11 protein-coding genes and 1 pseudogene are annotated in these 16,354 nt (G+C 47.6%); 3 read left to right on the forward strand and 9 right to left on the reverse strand.

Annotated elements, in window-relative coordinates; translation table 11 throughout:
* Window positions 1-32: 32 nt before the first annotated feature.
* The gene (locus ACQ76X_RS20840) at window positions 33-1,301 is read right to left on the reverse strand and encodes an L-lactate MFS transporter (RefSeq protein ID WP_438495737.1); all 1,269 of its coding nucleotides are present in this window, start codon (window positions 1,299-1,301) and stop codon (window positions 33-35) included.
* Between the two features lie 317 nt (window positions 1,302-1,618).
* Here ACQ76X_RS20840 and ACQ76X_RS20845 point away from each other — a divergent pair, with 317 nt between their 5' ends.
* Together ACQ76X_RS20845 and ACQ76X_RS20850 are read left to right on the forward strand one after the other, a co-directional pair.
* Window positions 1,619-2,155: a PadR family transcriptional regulator gene (locus ACQ76X_RS20845; protein WP_438495738.1), complete on the forward strand. Its 537-nt coding sequence runs from the start codon at window positions 1,619-1,621 to the stop codon at window positions 2,153-2,155.
* Window positions 2,156-2,490: 335 nt separating this feature from the next.
* Window positions 2,491-2,616, forward strand: a complete 126-nt coding sequence (locus ACQ76X_RS20850) for an integrase (protein ID WP_438495739.1) — start codon at window positions 2,491-2,493, stop codon at window positions 2,614-2,616.
* 420 nt (window positions 2,617-3,036) lie between these two features.
* On the opposite strand, the pseudogene ACQ76X_RS20855 reads toward ACQ76X_RS20850, so the two are convergent.
* From ACQ76X_RS20855 to ACQ76X_RS20875, 5 genes and pseudogenes are all read right to left on the reverse strand, one after another.
* Window positions 3,037-3,271, reverse strand: a pseudogene (locus ACQ76X_RS20855) (sigma factor); the annotation flags it as partial.
* A 316-nt stretch (window positions 3,272-3,587) separates the two neighbouring features.
* Window positions 3,588-4,646 (reverse strand): glycoside hydrolase family 130 protein, encoded by a 1,059-nt coding sequence (locus ACQ76X_RS20860; RefSeq protein WP_438495740.1) that lies wholly within the window; start codon window positions 4,644-4,646, stop codon window positions 3,588-3,590.
* A 20-nt stretch (window positions 4,647-4,666) separates the two neighbouring features.
* Window positions 4,667-6,208: an extracellular solute-binding protein gene (locus ACQ76X_RS20865; RefSeq protein WP_438495741.1), complete on the reverse strand. Its 1,542-nt coding sequence runs from the start codon at window positions 6,206-6,208 to the stop codon at window positions 4,667-4,669.
* Window positions 6,209-6,282: 74 nt separating this feature from the next.
* Window positions 6,283-7,161 carry a carbohydrate ABC transporter permease gene (locus ACQ76X_RS20870; protein WP_340894122.1) on the reverse strand — a complete coding sequence of 293 codons (879 nt, stop codon included), beginning with the start codon at window positions 7,159-7,161 and terminating at the stop codon, window positions 6,283-6,285.
* Window positions 7,162-7,173: 12 nt separating this feature from the next.
* Window positions 7,174-8,112 carry an ABC transporter permease gene (locus ACQ76X_RS20875; protein ID WP_038587622.1) on the reverse strand — a complete coding sequence of 313 codons (939 nt, stop codon included), beginning with the start codon at window positions 8,110-8,112 and terminating at the stop codon, window positions 7,174-7,176.
* A 233-nt stretch (window positions 8,113-8,345) separates the two neighbouring features.
* Between ACQ76X_RS20875 and ACQ76X_RS20880 the strand changes: the two genes are divergently transcribed.
* Window positions 8,346-10,673, forward strand: a complete 2,328-nt coding sequence (locus ACQ76X_RS20880) for an AraC family transcriptional regulator (RefSeq protein ID WP_438495742.1) — start codon at window positions 8,346-8,348, stop codon at window positions 10,671-10,673.
* A 28-nt stretch (window positions 10,674-10,701) separates the two neighbouring features.
* Here ACQ76X_RS20880 and ACQ76X_RS20885 read toward each other — a convergent pair whose 3' ends face one another.
* The 3 genes from ACQ76X_RS20885 to ACQ76X_RS20895 are packed head-to-tail and all read right to left on the reverse strand — an operon-like array spanning window position 10,702 to window position 16,326.
* Window positions 10,702-12,045 (reverse strand): GH1 family beta-glucosidase, encoded by a 1,344-nt coding sequence (locus ACQ76X_RS20885; RefSeq protein ID WP_438495743.1) that lies wholly within the window; start codon window positions 12,043-12,045, stop codon window positions 10,702-10,704.
* Between the two features lie 5 nt (window positions 12,046-12,050).
* On the reverse strand, window positions 12,051-13,628 hold the full coding sequence (locus tag ACQ76X_RS20890) for a glycoside hydrolase family 43 protein (RefSeq protein WP_438495744.1): 1,578 nt from the start codon (window positions 13,626-13,628) through the stop codon (window positions 12,051-12,053).
* Between the two features lie 34 nt (window positions 13,629-13,662).
* Window positions 13,663-16,326 (reverse strand): glycosylhydrolase-like jelly roll fold domain-containing protein, encoded by a 2,664-nt coding sequence (locus ACQ76X_RS20895; protein WP_438495745.1) that lies wholly within the window; start codon window positions 16,324-16,326, stop codon window positions 13,663-13,665.
* Window positions 16,327-16,354: the final 28 nt, after the last annotated feature.

Genomic DNA, 16,354 nt, shown 5'->3' on the forward strand with positions numbered 1-16,354 from the left:
TTCTCCTTTTCTCTATACATTGCTTTTACTGTTTAAATGCTGGCTTCCTGAGGTTTACTAGCAGTTCTCTCCTGATACTTAACAGTCCACTTATATACGAAGGTCAGAATAAATCCGGTGATGCCAAAAATGGCAGCAATGACAAAGGCTCTTTGATAACTGCTGTCTGCGCTGTATACATTTTTCATGATGGACGGTCCAAAATAGCCCGCTAGTGCAAACCCGATAAACATAATTCCATAGTTCACACTATTGTTTTTGGCACCGAACTGATCGGCAGTAAATCCGGGGAATACGCCCATTAGGGAACCGAAGCTTAAGCCGATCACGGAAATACCGATATAGAAGGTCGCCACACTATTCTCGCCTGAGATGTACAGCAGGACGAGGCCTGCTACTGACAAGAGTGAAGCAAAGGCCAGCGTATTGATCCGGCCGATTTTGTCAGAAATATAACCGGCGATGATGCGTCCACCTGTGTTGAACAGAGCCAGTACGGATACTACTGTCGTTGCTGCTGCTGCAGACAGGCCAACCATTTTCTGAGCTATTGGTGAAGCTTGTGAGGTACACATTAGTCCGGCAAAGGCCCCGCTGATCAATAACAGGATCATGACATAAAATAGCGGACTTACCAGCATACCTTTCCAGTCCTTGTCGCTTTTGGAAGAACGGCTGGTATTGAGTGTCTTAGGTGTCCAGCCTGCAGGAATAAAATCAGACGGGCACTTCTCAATGAAGAAGGAAGCGGAGCAAATAATAAGAAGAAAGGCGATACCGATGATTATGAATGCTGATTTCACTCCTGACGTACTGATTAAACCATTGGCAATCGGAGGAATGATTACCGAGCTTAATCCATAAGCAGCTGTGGTTACACCGCCAACTAATCCCCGTTTGTCAGGGAAGAACTTAATCGAGTTGCTGATTGTGCAGCCGTATACCATTCCTGTTCCAAGACCCAGTACGATACCGTAAGCAAGTACCAGGAAGCTTACAGATGTTGCGAAGCCGGATAGAATCATGCCGCCCCCAAATAACAAGCCTCCTACAAGGATGACTCTCTTGGGTCCGAATCGGTCATTAATCCATCCTCCCGAAATCATCGTGATAGGTCCTACTGAATTGGTAATCGTAAATGCAATAGCTAAATCTCCCGGTGTTAACTTAAGTCCTGTCAGACCGCTTAAATATTCTGCCATAGGGGCAGAAAATACACTCCAGGCGTAGATTGATCCAATACACAGGTTAATAAAACAGCTCGCAATCAGAATAATCCATCTTTTCTTAGTAAGTTCCACTGCAATCTTCTTCTCCTTAATAATCATATTGTGAATTAATTCACACCTAATTCGACTCAATATTAGCACAGGTTTTCATTTATATCAATATAAACATGTATGTACTTATATGTTATTTAGGACATGTTTTTTAGTATATGTACCAAATGTTATTGTTGACTGGCGGAATATGCTATACTAACCAAGTAGAAACGGCTTTGTCGTCCTTAAAGGACAGTACCGTTTCAGCGAGAAATAGAAGGATAATATATAGCGTGAAGCACATAAAATCTTAGATTTTAATAAAAAACGACGAATATGTATAGGAAGAGTGCCTTATGAGAACTTTGAAATATGCCATTTTGGGGTTACTAAACAAAGAACCTATGACTGGTTATGATATTGGTAAAGAATTCAGCAGAGATTTAGGTGAGTTTTGGAATGCAAAGCATAGTCAGATCTATCCGGAATTAAAAAAACTGCTGGATGAGGAACTTATTGTATTCGAGATCCAGATTAGCGGAGAAATACTGGAGAAAAAACTTTATTCGATTACGGAGCAAGGCAAGAAAGCCTTTTTACAATGGTTAAAAAAAGAAGAGCCGCTTGAACCCACGCCTAAGGATGTGTTCCGGCTACGAATGTATTTCTCTAATAACCTGGATGTAACCACCCGAATCCATCTATTGGAGCATCAGCTGCATCAACATCAGGAGAGACTGAAGCATTTAAGCAGGAATAAAGAGCGGTATGAGAGCATCCCTCCGCTGGATAGCGATAATTTTGGTGATTATCTTGTATTAGATGGCGCTATCGTGCGTGAGACTGTAACTATACAGTGGCTGGAAAATTATATTTCTTATTGTAAAAAATAGACCAAGGCATCCTTATGCTTATCGACAAGCAGAAGGCCGGTGAACAGCTCCATCTGAAATTAACCAACAGCGCTGACACAGCCGCTGCCGTTATAAGAGCCATCATGCCTGAATGATCGACGCCCTAGTGGATTAGAATCGCATTTCTCCAAACAACAAATAGGGGGTAGCCCTTGCCTCCCCCTGCCACAAGCTTCGTGAGCTGCAAGCACTCAATAAAGCCATATGTGGTAACTCTTACTGCAACGATTACGAGGAGTATATCTATTTGGATAAGTTAGGACAGCGAGTTAAACCCGGCTATATTACACAGAACTTTACTATATGGAGTTGGTATGAAAGAAATCCAGGAATGGCTGGGACATAGCAACTATTCTACAACAGCCGACATTTATTCTCACTTAGAATACAGCTCCAAAGTATCTTCAGCATCGACGATGAGCAATGTTCTGGTCTTTTAATAAAAAAGATCGCATTGCCCTCAATATTTCATGAGAGTCATGCGATCTTCTCCTCGTTCTCTTCTTCGGAAAAAAACTTATAAATCAAGGATGCCGAGGACGGGGGGTCGAACCCGTACGGTACTCACGTACCGCAGGATTTTAAGCCCTGTGCGTCTGCCAATCATAATTCACCCACTGATGAATGCCGCTCGACCTATTTCGCCACTAACCGGAACAATCCATGTCCCTATTTCCTTTTCACCCTAATTTTCCAGATGGATCCCTACAGAAAAGACAAAAAGCAATCATCCGCAGACAAGTCGCTTTATAAACGCTCTATTGATAAGGGATACCGCCTTGTAATTTTGAGCTTACCGCTTCTCCTTATAAAACTCATGATAAAACTTCATCAGCGCCCGCTTCTCAATCCGCGAGACACCCTTCCTCGTCAGTCCCAATCGGGTCGCGGAGGGATACGTCCTTGCGGGTCTTTTTAAGTGAACAGAGATGCATCAGGATTTCATTTTCGAATACAACGGGCAGCAAATGTAGCAAGTTTGGTTCCTTTGTTGGGTCTGTAGCTTTTAATGGCTTTGATTAATCCGATCGTGCCAATGGAGATCAGATCCTCCATATTTTCACCTTTGTTATCGAATTTCTTGAGGTTGTGGGCACGATGTGATGTAAAAAAATATAATTTATTTGTTGCACTGAGAAGCTGTTCTGTTTACGCCCCGTGCGTTTGGACTGGTTCGTCGACCAGCTCTTGGGTCTTACTGCTGCTTTAAACTGGCCTGTAAGGCATCCATGAGATCGAGTACACTGGGGGCCTTCTCATCAGTAGCCGTTTTCACTCCTCCCTCCGCCTGCCGGGGACAGGCTGCGCTCAAGCGGCTGGAGGAATTAAGGTAAGCAAGCAAAGGGAGCACCGATTATGGCGCTCCCTCTGCTGAACTATTGCGGTAAATACAATATGCCGGATAGACTAATTAATTCTGTTCATATAACAGGGTATCAAAAATATCATTCAGCTGAATATCGGCAACTGCCATGACTTCGTCAGCAGCCCCATAATACATCCGGACGGTATCCCCGATTAACAGGGCGCCGCATGAGAAGACCACGCCGCCGAAGAAACCGTTCACTTCATAATCCGCCTCCGGCTCCATAAACGGCCGGGTCGAACGTGCCAGGACTTTGCCCGGATCTTCGAGATCCAGCAGTACGGCTCCCATACAATACCGATGTTTGGTATCGGCACCGTGGTACAGTGTCAGCCAGCCCCGCTCAGTCCTGAGCGGTACGGCTCCACCGCCCATTCTGCCACCGTCCCAGGACGCCTTGCGGAGTCCCATCAGGAAACGGTGATTACCCCAATGCAGCAGGTCCGGCGATTCTGCGATCCACATTTCCGGCGCACCGAAGGAATGCGGTACCGGACGGGTTAAGGCATAGTATTTGCCGCCAATCCTCTCAGGAAACAGCATCACGTCCTTGTTCTCCGGAGCCAGGATTATTCCGTGGCGCTTGTAGGTTACAAAGTCGTATGTCTCAGCCAAGCCTACGCCTACCCCGCGGGAAGAAGCCGCACTGTATGTGATATAATACTTATCTCCGATCTGCGTGATGCGCGGGTCTTCCACTCCCCAGGCTTCAAGCGCCGTCTGCGGGAAGATCGCCGGCTGATCCTCCACGGTGAAATGGATGCCATCCTTGCTGCGTGCCACGCGAAGATGGGACATGGAGGTCAGCATCACCATTTGACCCTTCTCCGCAACAAAGCGGGTATCACTGAGATCATACCGTTCATCGTTTGATGACAAACGTTCTACCGTAATCTCTCCTGTAGCATCATTCAGCTTCGGGACCGGCACCTCTCCTTCGGCGCTGCTGACCGGCGCTTCGGCCACACGGAGCAGCAGAATGGTTTCTTCTCCATAAACAGCAACTCCAGCATTGAAGGCTCCAAGCACTTTGAAGTCCGGCCGTGAAGGCTTCACATCGGTCGTCCTGACGATAGGATTATGTTCTGAACGTATTACTGTCATTCATATCTCCTCTTTCTGCTCTATTTGGCTACTACCGCATCGATCTGCTTCTGAATCTCGTCAATTACTTTTTGACCGCCGACACCGAGAATCTTGTCTTTCAGCATTTCTTTGCCTTTATCTATCGGCAGTACACCTTGGGACAGCGGCAGGAACACAGAATCGAAGAATGGCGTGGTCTTGGCATATTCAGTCTTGACCTGTTCAGCGTCAAAGCTGAATCCGGTGATGGGGCTTAAGTTGAAGAAATCAGCTGCGCCGGCCTTTTCAACCCATTCCTTGTCACCGGCCAGCATGTTGTCCGGAGTACGCTCCAGTGTTGGACGCCAGGTGAGCACAAACCCGGGGAATACATACGCAGAAAGCTGCTTGTAACTTGAATCTCCCACGGATTCCCAGTCTTTTCCTTCAACACCATACTCCAACAGATCGTGATTTTCTTTAACCGACAGCCAATTGGCTACATCCATGACCAGCTCGGCATGCTTTGAAGCTTTGGGGATCGTGAGGAAGTTCCACTGCTGGTAATTGGAATATGGCTTGGAGGTCTCGTCGTGGGGAACCACCACTTCAAGCTCGGCTCCATCAATCTTGAGCGCGTCCAGGTACTTCAGACCTTCTACGCCATCAGCCGCATAATAGGTTGCCGCATATTTACCCTGGTTGAATAAAGTCTGGGCATTCTGCTCCTGGGCAATATTCTTGGATAGGATGCCATCCTCATAATACTTAGTCGCCCGTTCAAAGGATTGGTCCAGCGTCTTGGCATCCCACGCTCCTACAACCTTCTTATTTTCAAGTGAATAATAGAACATAGGCACTAAGGTCTCAATATAGCTTACTTTCCCAGTATTTAAGGTATCATTAAATAATGCCGGAAGCTTGTCTGCTTTGCGGCCGTCGATTACAAACGGCTTAATCGTAGTTTCCTTTTCTTTGACGGTATACAGGAATTTCTCCACATCAGCTACTGTCTTCAGCTCGGGCATCCCGTATTTCTCACGCAGATCCTTGCGGATAACGAAGCCGTACAAGGTTCCCTGCACAGTCCCGAGTGGAATACCCATGATCTTCCCGCCAAATTTGTTGGCATCCCACATTTGATCGGGAATGGACTCCTTCAATTCCTTGCGCGAAGCTACCATATCATCCAGCGGAATAATCGAGCCGCTGGCAATCATCTGCGACATCGACAGCCACGGGGCGTCCAGATACATGTCGAACTCCTCGCCTGCCGACATTTTAACCGAGACCGAATTGCCATAATCGGACCAAGGGAGAAAATTGATATTTAATGAAGCGCCTACGTTGTCCGCTTTCAGCTTTTCATTGACTGCCTTGAGCACATCCTCGAAGCCAGAAGGCTTATCACCCGGGAAATATGCTTTTAATTCCACTGTCTCCTTCGGGCTGTCCGCTGAATTGCTCTGACCCTTGCCCTCTCCGTTATTCGGTGTGTTTGCTCCGGTATTATTGTTTCCGTTTCCCCCGCAGCCGGATACAAGCATGGATAGTGACAGTACCGCAGCTATAGTGATGCTGAGCATTTTCTTTGATCTCATTTTAATAACCCTCCCCAATTCATAATAATGCTTATATGCAATAACCGGAAATCCGGTTGATGCCAGAAACTGGCTTACCCTTTGACTGCCCCTACCGTCAGCCCTTTGACAAAATATTTCTGCAGCATGGGATAGAGCAGGATAATCGGACCGATAGTCAGCACTGTCGTTGCCATGCGGACCCCGTAAGTCGGCGCCACGGTAGAGATTGCAGCGGAAGCCGGAATCAGATTTTTGGCCGCTTCCATATTAGAGACCATCCGGCGCAGTATCAGCTGCAGCGGGAACAGCTTCTCGTTATCGATAAACATCAGTCCCATGTACCAGTCATTCCAATAATAAAGTGCGTAGAACAGTCCCACTGAGGCCAGAATCGGCTTGGAGATCGGAAGTATAATCTGAAAGAATACTCTCATTTCATTGGCGCCGTCTATACGTGCCGCTTCCTCCAGCTCCTCCGGAACCGTTCTGAAGAAGCTTACTAGAAGGAATACAAGGAAAGGCTGGCAGAGCAGCGGAAGAATCAGCACCCAGATTGTATTTTGCAAATGCAGCCATTGGCTGACCACGATATAGAAGGGAATGATTCCTCCCGAGAACAGCATGGGCAGATAGCAGAAAAGTAAAAATGGAGTTTGCAGCACATTGCGCTTATTGGCCAGTGAATAGGCCAGCATGGCCGAAATGCAGAGTGCAGTGATCGTACCCGCAACTGTAATGATTATGGTTATGCCATATCCATTGTACAAGGCGTCTGAATGGAGGAGCGCTCTGTATGCGGCAACCGAGAATGCTTTTGGGAAGAGCGTGTAGCCGTTCACAATCAGCTCACTCTCCTCTGTGAACGAACCGATGACCATCAACAGAAATGGAAGAATGCAGAATAGGGTGAACAAGATGAGGACAACATAGGCAAAAATGCTAAATAAACGGTCGGACAACGTCTGTTTCAAGTGTTTTCCCTCCTAGAACAAAGCAGATTCTTTGGACATTTTGCGCGTAACCGCATTGGCGATAATCACGAAGATAAGACCCATCACCGACTGGAACAAGCCCACCGCGGAGGACATCCCGAAATCATGAAGCTGCCGCATGGAACGGAATACGAAGGTATCAATCACATCCGTCGTCGGGTACAGCAGAGAGTTATCACCGATAATCGCATAGATCATGGCAAAGTCGCCGTTGAAGATTCTGCCTACCGACAGAAGGGTCATAATGGAAATGGTCGGAACAAGCAGAGGTAAGGTAATCCTCAGCATAATCTGCATTTTGGAGGCGCCGTCTATCCGCGCTGCTTCATATAAATCCTCGGAGATACCCGTAATGGCCGCCAAAAAGATAATTGACAAGTAGCCGGCCCCCTGCCACACACGGATAATCGTAAGGATCCATGGCCATAAGGCAGATTCAAACATCCAATTGACCGGCTCAAAGCCCAAATTCTGAATCCACGCATTGACAGGCGGAGATTCACCTCCCAGGAAAGATTGAACCAGCATGCCGATCACAATCCATGACATGAAGTAAGGAAGAAAAATCAGCGACTGCGAAATCCGTTTGAAATACTTATTGCGGATCTCATTGAACATCAGAGCAATAAGAACCGCTGCAAGTGTTGTAAAAACAATGAACAGCACATTCAGCAGCAGGGTATTGCGCAGGATGATCCAGAAGTCGTCCGATGTAAAGAAATAATTGAAGTTGCGGAAGCCTACCCACTCACTTCCGGTAATCCCTTTGGAAAAGTCATAATTCTTAAACGCAATAAGGATTCCGTAAATCGGAAAATAACTGAAGATAAGAAAGAAGAGCAATCCTGGCACCGCCATCCCGTATAAAAAAGGATTACGTGCAATTTGCTGCAGTTTGTAGCCTGCCCCGCGTTTCCGGACATTTGGCATTTCTGTGTACCCCCTCGTGAATAATTCGTTACAAGCTTTGTCTGGGAAAAACATACCAGGCTTTGATATTCCAGACCATTGCGGGAATTAACGATGTCTACTGTATGCATGAATCAGCGGACTTCCCAAAAGCATCACAGTTTCAGGAACCATCGATTGTCTTTATCAAAAGCAGCGATATGATACAATAAATCTGCCTTATCAATCCACAGAGATACAGACGGGGGTACAACATGCCTAGATTAAAACTATCCCGGTTGAATTTTTTGAAGCAACGCTCCACTTTTATCAAAATCATCATTTATTTTGTCAGCGCCAATATTATCGTACTGGCAGTTTCATTCATTGCCCTATATTCTCTATCCTCAAAGACCCTGCTCAAGGAAATCGGCGACCACTCCGAGTCTCTGTTAGTCAATGGAGCCAAGAATACAGCGCAGCTCATGGAGTGGTCTATCAATTACGCTTATTCCTCGAGCTCCGATGTCCAGATCGAGTCTTATGCGCTCTCAGAGCAGCACAGCGACCTGGACACCTATGCGGTTTGGAGCCGGCTGATGAACATCAAGAAGGGAAATCCATCCATCGATTCGGTCTATCTGATTAATGATTATACGCATCAAATTATCGATTCCCGGCTGGGCGTGAATGAATTTGACAGCTTCTATGACCAGGAGGTATTACAGCGGCTGCGGACCCGGAAACTGACTGACGGAGCCTTTCTTATTCCCCGCACCCTTCTGCTGCCGCTGGAATCCGGCAAGGAGAAGAAAGTGATTACGGCGATCGTCCCCTATGAGACCGGCAAATCTATTTCCGCTTTCGTACTGAACGTCGATGCTGACAATATCATGACGCTGCTGCAGAATAACAGCAATGTTCTGGAGACCAGCGTCTTTGTGCTCAATGACAAAAAGGAGTTTGTCTTCAGCACCGTGAAGCTGGACGCAGAACAGATACAAGAGTTCAGCCAGGCCGTGGAAAAGGAGGCGAACGGCTGGAAGATCATTAAGCCGCAGAAATCCCCGGAGCAAATGCTGGTCTACGCCAATACCTCCATCAATGGCATCCAAAACTGGAGATTTATCGAGACGATTCCCAAATCGATAATCTTAAGCAAAATCACATGGCTGCGGAATTTGACACTGCTACTGTTTGCAGGACTGTTTGCCGCTTCCCTGTGGGTGATCATTCTATTGTCGAAACGGGTGTATTCGCCAATCCAGGAGCTTGTTCACAATGTTATGGAGCAGCATCATGCGGAGCAGCTGGACGGGCAGAACGAAGCCAATGAGCTGGTGTATTTATCCCAGGTATTTGTCTCCCAGAATGAGCGGATCCATGAGCTGACCGAGCATGGGCGGAAGAACAAGTTTCTGGCCCGGGAGCGGTTTATACGTGAATTATTGGGAGGGCTTACCTTATCCATTGCGGAAATCCGCAACAATTGCAGCGAGCTCGGCATTGAACTGTCTGAGGAGGGAGTATCGGTAGCCATCTTCCGGATAGACCAGTTTGCTTCCTTTACAGTGCGGTATTCGGAGAAAGACCAGCGACTGTTGCGCTTCGCCATGGCTAATATTATCCAGGAATCCCTGCAGACAGACGTTATGAAAGGGATTCTTACCGTTGATATGGGCAAAGATCATGTTGCAGTGATTCTCCCGGTTGGCAGGGGGCAATCTGCGGTTATGTATGCCGGGAAGCTTCAGCAGGCGCAGCGGCTGGTAGCACAATTTCTATCCATCGGAACCACAGTAGCCTGCGGCAAGCATTTGGAGGGGTTGAACGAACTTCATGAGGGTTATATGGAGACCTATGAGATGACCCAGGAGCGTTTCCGTTTAGGGCAAGGAGCCTTTGTAATAGAGGAGTATGCAGATGCAAGTCCTGCCGAGCTGTATCATATGCCGCTGGAGCTGGAAAGGCAAATGGTACAGGCCATCCATAGAGCGGATGCTTCCGCCTTTCTTGACAGCCTGTATATGGCTATTTCTTCGCTTAGAGAACGGCCATACTTCGAATGCAAAATGTCATTAATCACTTTATTCATGGAAATCCGCCGCTCGATGCAGGAGATCACCCATCAACCCGTGCTGCCCAGCTCCTGGAGTCTGACCTCGGTAGAGAATCAGATTATAAAGCTCGAAACGCTTGAAGCCGTTGTGGAGTGGATGGCAGGAGTATCCGCCAAATTTCTGGATGAGATCGCAGCCGTCCGCAGTGTCTCAAGAAATGCCGGTCTGGTCGGGCAGGTTGAACAGCTCATCGAAGCACATCTGACCGATGCTAATTTGTCCGTTAAGATGCTCTCCGATGAGCTGGGTCTGTCGGTAAATTATATTAGAAATTTGTACAAGAACGAGACGAACCGCTCCATTACGGAAACGATATCCGAGAAGCGTCTAAGCATCATCTGCGAGGAACTGATATCCAGCGAAGCGCCGATTGAGCCAATCGTACTGAAATATGGCTTTTCTTCATTAAATACCTTCTATATTGCTTTCAAAAAAAGATATGGCGTTACTCCGGCAGTCTACAGGAAATCCAATCAGAAATAGATCCGGGCCGTCTGTAGTGAAACCTAGCTCACACCTCCAGCCACCCGTTGGCTATCACTTTTTTATACCAGAAAAAGCTGTCTTTTGGGGTTCGTATTAACGAATTGAAATCTACATGAATTAATCCGAAACGCCTGCTGTAGCCATCAGCCCATTCAAAATTATCCAGTAAGGACCAGGCCATATACCCTTTCACAGGGACACCGGCTTTCATTGCCCTGTTTAACTGAGTTAAATGCTTGCTCAGATATGCAATACGCTTGGTATCCTCAACTTTTCCCTGGATTGGCTCACCATCATAACAGGCCCCGTTTTCCGTGATATAGATTGAAATCGGACCATAGCGCTCCGTAATGTGGAGGAGTACCTTGTAAAGACCTTCAGGGTAAATCGGCCAGTTAAAATCGGTTCTTTCATAGCCCTCATCTATATCCTCGAGCTCAAACAAGCCGTTATCCTTCTGATAACGTCCCAATGAGCCCATATAATAGTTGATTCCAAGAAAGTCGATCGGTTGCTTAATATCTTCCATATCCCCAGGCTGAATATTCACCTTCGCTCCCCCGGCCTCAAAGGCTGCGGCCATGAACTCAGGATACTCGCCCTTGAAAAGGGGGTCCATAAACCATTCCACCATCCAGCCTATTCTCCGGCGGCATGCATCCATATCCTCCTGCGTAGAACTAAACGGTTCACGCCAGCTAACATTCGGAGCATAACCAATTTGCCCGGGAATGCCCAGCTTCCGGAACAGCTTCACGGTTCTGCCATGTGCGATCATCAGATGATGGGCAACATCAAGCGCACTCTGCAGATTTTTTTCTCCGGGAGCCAGGTCACCAATGTAGTGGGCTTTGAAAGAGACACACCAAGGCTCATTGAAGGTAGTCCAGTATTTGATTTTCCCCTGGAATTGCTTGAACATCTCTCTGGCATACCGGACATAAGCATCAATGGTGTCACGGTTTTTCCACCCTCCTGTATCCTGAAGAGCTTGAGGAAAATCCCAATGATATAAGGTGCAGAAAGGTTCAATTCCGTTTTCAAGCAGCTTGTCCACCAGACGGTGATAGTAATCCAGCCCTTCCTTGTTAAGCTCTCCCGTGCCATCAGGGAAAACTCTGGACCAAGATATGGAGAACCGGTAGGTGTGCAGCCCGAGCTCTTTCATATAAGCAATATCCTCCTCATAACGATGGTAGCTGTCACAAGCAATATCACCGTTGTCACCATTACGGATATTCCCGGGGGTATGTGCGTAGGTATCCCAAATAGATAGGCCACGTCCGCCCTCATTCCAGGCCCCCTCCACCTGATAAGCTGCTGTTGCTGCTCCCCAATAAAAATCTTCCGGAAACTGTATTATTGACAATCTGATCACTCTCTTTCCTTATAGATAAAATAATCAAAATCGGCATGCTGCCGGGTGCCTGCCAAATCCTGCACACACACTCCTACGAATGTACCGGTAAAACGCAACGGCTCCGTAGCTTCATCCGAAAGATGCAGAATATTGATCTCCCCGCCAATAGAACACCAGTTGCCAGCTTCAATTGCATAGTAGAACTGCAGACTATCCCGATTGACAACAGCCTTTAAACGGACCGGACTGGAATCCGGCAACTGCAGATCAGCCGCGAGCAGCTCATCGTATACTCCATGCTTCGATTGAATAATCCCGATCACTCTGCCGTGCTGCTCAAGATGGGTAATTCTTAAGTACACATAATCTTCTGTGTTGTAATACAGGATCAGGCCAGCCATTTGCTGAAAGCTCTCAGGTTCAAATTCGATTACCGTCTCTGCTTCCATACAAAATGACTGCTGTCGGCGGGCAACCAGACTTTGCCTGTGGCAGGAGCTTAACGACTCCATCCCCTTTAATCGCAGGAAGCCTTGCCGCTCACTGAGCGAGATCCAGCCCTGCTCCGGCGGAATCCGCAGGGTGTTCCACTGGTTACCCAGCACGGGTGCGTCAAAGTCATCCCGCTCCAGCTCCGGTTCTAACGGATGAAGCGGCAAGTTTGGAGCCTGTACCGTAGCAAAGGGAGAGTTTCCTCCCTCTTCAAGACGGAGCCAGCCTTCCTCGTCCCAGTAACATTTCTGCAGAGCTGTCTCCCTGCCCAACGTACAATGATGACCGTCCACTGGCCTTGCACATAAATGGGCCATGTACCATTCCCCATTTTGGGTTTCAACCAAAGAAGCGTGCCCTGCTTTTTGCAGGGTCAACCCGGATTTACCGCTGCTGGTCAGCACCGGATTAAGCGGATCAATTTCGTACGGCCCAAGCAGAGAAGTGGATCGCGCGACAGTAACAGCATGCTGATACCGGGTTCCGCCTTCCGCAGTAATGAGATAGTAGTAATCGCCCTGTTTATACAGATGAGGCCCCTCCGTAAACCCTATTTCAGTTCCTTCAAAGATAGTTGTGGCCGGACCAATCAGTCTTTGCTCCGTCTGCGAATATTCCTGAATGACTATACCACCGAACTTGTTCTTCCCCTTCCGGAAATCCCATAACATGTTGAGCAGCCATTTCCGGCCGTCATCATCATGAAATAAAGAGGGATCGAACCCGCTGCTGTTTAGATATACGGGTTCCGACCATGGACCTTCTATATCTGTTGCTGTCACCAGGTAGTTGTGTGTGTCCTTAAATGCACCTTTATGGGACTTAACATCTGTATAAATCAAATAGAAGAAACCGTTATCATAAGTCAGGCAAGGTGCCCAGACACCGTCGGAATCTCCGTTCCCCTGCATGTTTAGCTGCGATATCCGGTCCAGTGGCCGCTTCAGCAATCTCCAGTGAATCAGATCCTTGGAATGGTGAATCTGAACTCCCGGGAACCACTCAAAAGTGGAGGTGGCAATATAGTAATTGTCTTCTACGCGTACAATAGACGGATCAGGATTGAATCCGCGCAGTAGGGGATTAGTAATGGTATTCATCTAAATTCCTCCTCATCAGGTCTCGTTAATGAGCTCAGTTGCCGGACAGCGGTGTAATGGTCACAGGACCCATAAGTCCGCTAGGCTCTTGCTGGGAGAAGGAGGACAAGAAGTCCCGTTGGTCTTTAACTAGCGTATTCGTAATCTCGATAACCAGGCTATTGGTTCCTTGGTGAATTGAACCAGCTATCTCCATACGATAAGGTGGGCAAAGGTTAATACCTACATGTTCACCGTTAATCCATACTTCTGCTGTTTCATAGACCTCGCCTAGTTCAAGTAATGCGCTGTTACATGAAGCATTCCACTCAAATTCCGTCTCATAACGGAACGTGCCGGAAAAGCTGGGCAGATCACCGGGACCGCTCATATTCTTCAATGTGGTCAATGTCCCCCACTCCCTGAACTGCGGATAATGATCGGCATCAGCAATGGAAACCGTCCATTCTCCTTTTAATTCCAAGCTTGAACCCGCAGCTATCTGTGGCGCACAGGCAGGATAATCTTTAAGGGAAGGCCCATGCAGCAGGACAATGGATTCATACGGATGTAGAACAAGCTCGACCGTCCCGGCACCAGACTGCCCAATTACCTCCAGCCTTTTTATCTTATTAAGAAAAGCATTATAGGCATAAACATCTCCTTGAACCGGCAGAACAATCTTAGTAGATATCATCTGATTCGGGCTCTCGTTAAAAAACATAAAAACATCTAAATCATCATGAGTATAGTGATAATTCCGGAGATAGGGCTCGTATTGCTGAGCTCTGACCTCATAATAACCGACTGCAATAAGCCCTTGCGCAAGCTTGCCTAATTCGCAAGTCTTCACATTCGGATGAGCCGAAAGTGATGACAGTTCACCGGATACATCGATACCCTCACTTGAGCGTTCAGGCAGTCCGTCAACAAAACGGACGGATAAGCCTTGCTCAGCAAACTGGAACAGACGCTGTAACATCGCCGCCGGAAGTACTTCCGCATAAGGCACAATCAGGCAGCTATAATCCTCGCGATTGACATGCAGCTTATTATCCTGAACATGTGCCGCGTCCAGAAGAACATCAACGGGAACAACTTCGCAATCGATTTGATGCTGCATCAAGGCCTTAACCGGCTTATGAAAGTACATCGCGCTTCCTGACCATTCAGCTTCAGCGTGATAAACGACAGCTGCAGAAGCCACATGTATACCACCTGAGATCAGGTGACTAATCCGGTTAATATACTGATTCAAATAGCCATAGTAGCGGTACTGCGGATTTTTTCCACCCGCATACATATGCGGCGGACAATCCGGCTCCGGAAAAGCTTTTTGGGTAAACGCATGTGGGACAAAATGGTTGACGCCGCGAACGAGCATATGGTCTGTGAGCCACTTCATCAGCTTTAACCCTTCCGCCCAGCCATAAGCCCCATACACTTCACACATCGTCCGGCCTTGTTTCTTCGGATCAATATGTCCGAGCGACACACCAAGCTTAGCGAGTCCATAGTGGTAGAATTCACTATCCGTCTCTCCTCCCGTTGGCTGGCGGAAAGATAATTGATCAAAGCCGGGAACAATTTGCCACAGCACCACGTCAAGGCCGGACATATCTTGTCCCCAGAGTGAGCGGAAGAAGTGTCCGGTGCCGGGACCAAGCCTTGCATGCACATTGTTATCTTCAAGAACATGTCCGATGTATTCTACTCCGCGGGCTCTGCACCACTCTCCGATTTGATTGCAGAAATTCTCTGCATAAAGCTTACTGACGATATTCATATATGTGTACCGGACTATGTGCGATTGTTCCCCCGCATCATGCCAGAGAAGATACAACTGTGTAGGGTAGCCCTCACCCAACGCCTGCTTAAGTAAGGCTGGCATTTCACTGCTCCAGGGAAGCGGCACTCCTTGTTTTCCAGGCCTTGAATTGAAATCGAAGGTCGTCTTATCATTATAAAATCCGGGTTCGTCTGAAAAGAATCCGGCAAATGTCTTGCCGAAATCTGCTTTATAGCGTTCATAAACAGGTTCATAGACCGTATCAAGCAGAATGCGGACTGAATCCCGGACAAGCGGATTCAGATAATCTTCCTGCTCCTTGCTGCCGCCATCCTTATTTTCTGAGATAATAAATACCCGCCAATATCCTTCAGGGATGTCCCAATAAAGGGTACCTTCATGTACAAATTCAGTGATATCGACACATTCACTGAGTAATGCTCCATTGGCTGGGTCACGGCGGACAGCAACCACTGAGATCAGCTTATTTAAGCCGCTGGCGTTGTGGCGCAAGGAGAACGTCGGCCGGAGTCCGGTCATCAGCAAGGTATCGAGCAGCAGTGAAGTCCCCTTAGCAGGACCCATGGTATCGACATAGCGTTCACCCAAAAATTTACGCTGAAGCTCCTCCGGAGCCTCCTTCACCTTACCTGCCGCATGTCCCGTAGGAAAATGATCGTCATCCAGCAGCCATACCTTCATGCCCCGCTTTCGCGCCTCATCCATAATAATATCCATATCCAGCCACCACTTTGGTCCAAGAAAATCAGGATGAGGCCGTGCCTCAACGCACAACGCCCCGATTCCGGATTCATGGACACGGGTGATCTCTTCCCGAATTACAGTTTCTTCCTCTCCATGCTGCCAGAGAAAAGGAAGAATATAATTGTGCTGCTTACCTTGCAGCACTTCCGTTAAACGACTGCTCATGTTTACCTCCTGCATAGTCTAGTTCTGT

The sequence above is a fragment of the Paenibacillus sp. IHBB 3054 genome, from assembly GCF_051594305.1.
Lineage (GTDB): Bacteria > Bacillota > Bacilli > Paenibacillales > Paenibacillaceae > Paenibacillus_AQ.

What these genes read in the sequence shown, in the direction of transcription:
- ACQ76X_RS20845 (WP_438495738.1), top strand. Translation starts at nt 1,619, where the DNA reads ATGAGAACTTTGAAATATGCCATTTTGGGGTTACTAAACAAAGAACCT.
- ACQ76X_RS20850 (WP_438495739.1), top strand. Translation starts at nt 2,491, where the DNA reads ATGAAAGAAATCCAGGAATGGCTGGGACATAGCAACTATTCTACAACA.
- ACQ76X_RS20860 (WP_438495740.1), bottom strand. Translation starts at nt 4,646, where the DNA reads ATGACAGTAATACGTTCAGAACATAATCCTATCGTCAGGACGACCGAT.
- ACQ76X_RS20865 (WP_438495741.1), bottom strand. Translation starts at nt 6,208, where the DNA reads ATGAGATCAAAGAAAATGCTCAGCATCACTATAGCTGCGGTACTGTCA.
- ACQ76X_RS20875 (WP_038587622.1), bottom strand. Translation starts at nt 8,112, where the DNA reads ATGCCAAATGTCCGGAAACGCGGGGCAGGCTACAAACTGCAGCAAATT.
- ACQ76X_RS20880 (WP_438495742.1), top strand. Translation starts at nt 8,346, where the DNA reads ATGCCTAGATTAAAACTATCCCGGTTGAATTTTTTGAAGCAACGCTCC.
- ACQ76X_RS20890 (WP_438495744.1), bottom strand. Translation starts at nt 13,628, where the DNA reads ATGAATACCATTACTAATCCCCTACTGCGCGGATTCAATCCTGATCCG.
- ACQ76X_RS20895 (WP_438495745.1), bottom strand. Translation starts at nt 16,326, where the DNA reads ATGAGCAGTCGTTTAACGGAAGTGCTGCAAGGTAAGCAGCACAATTAT.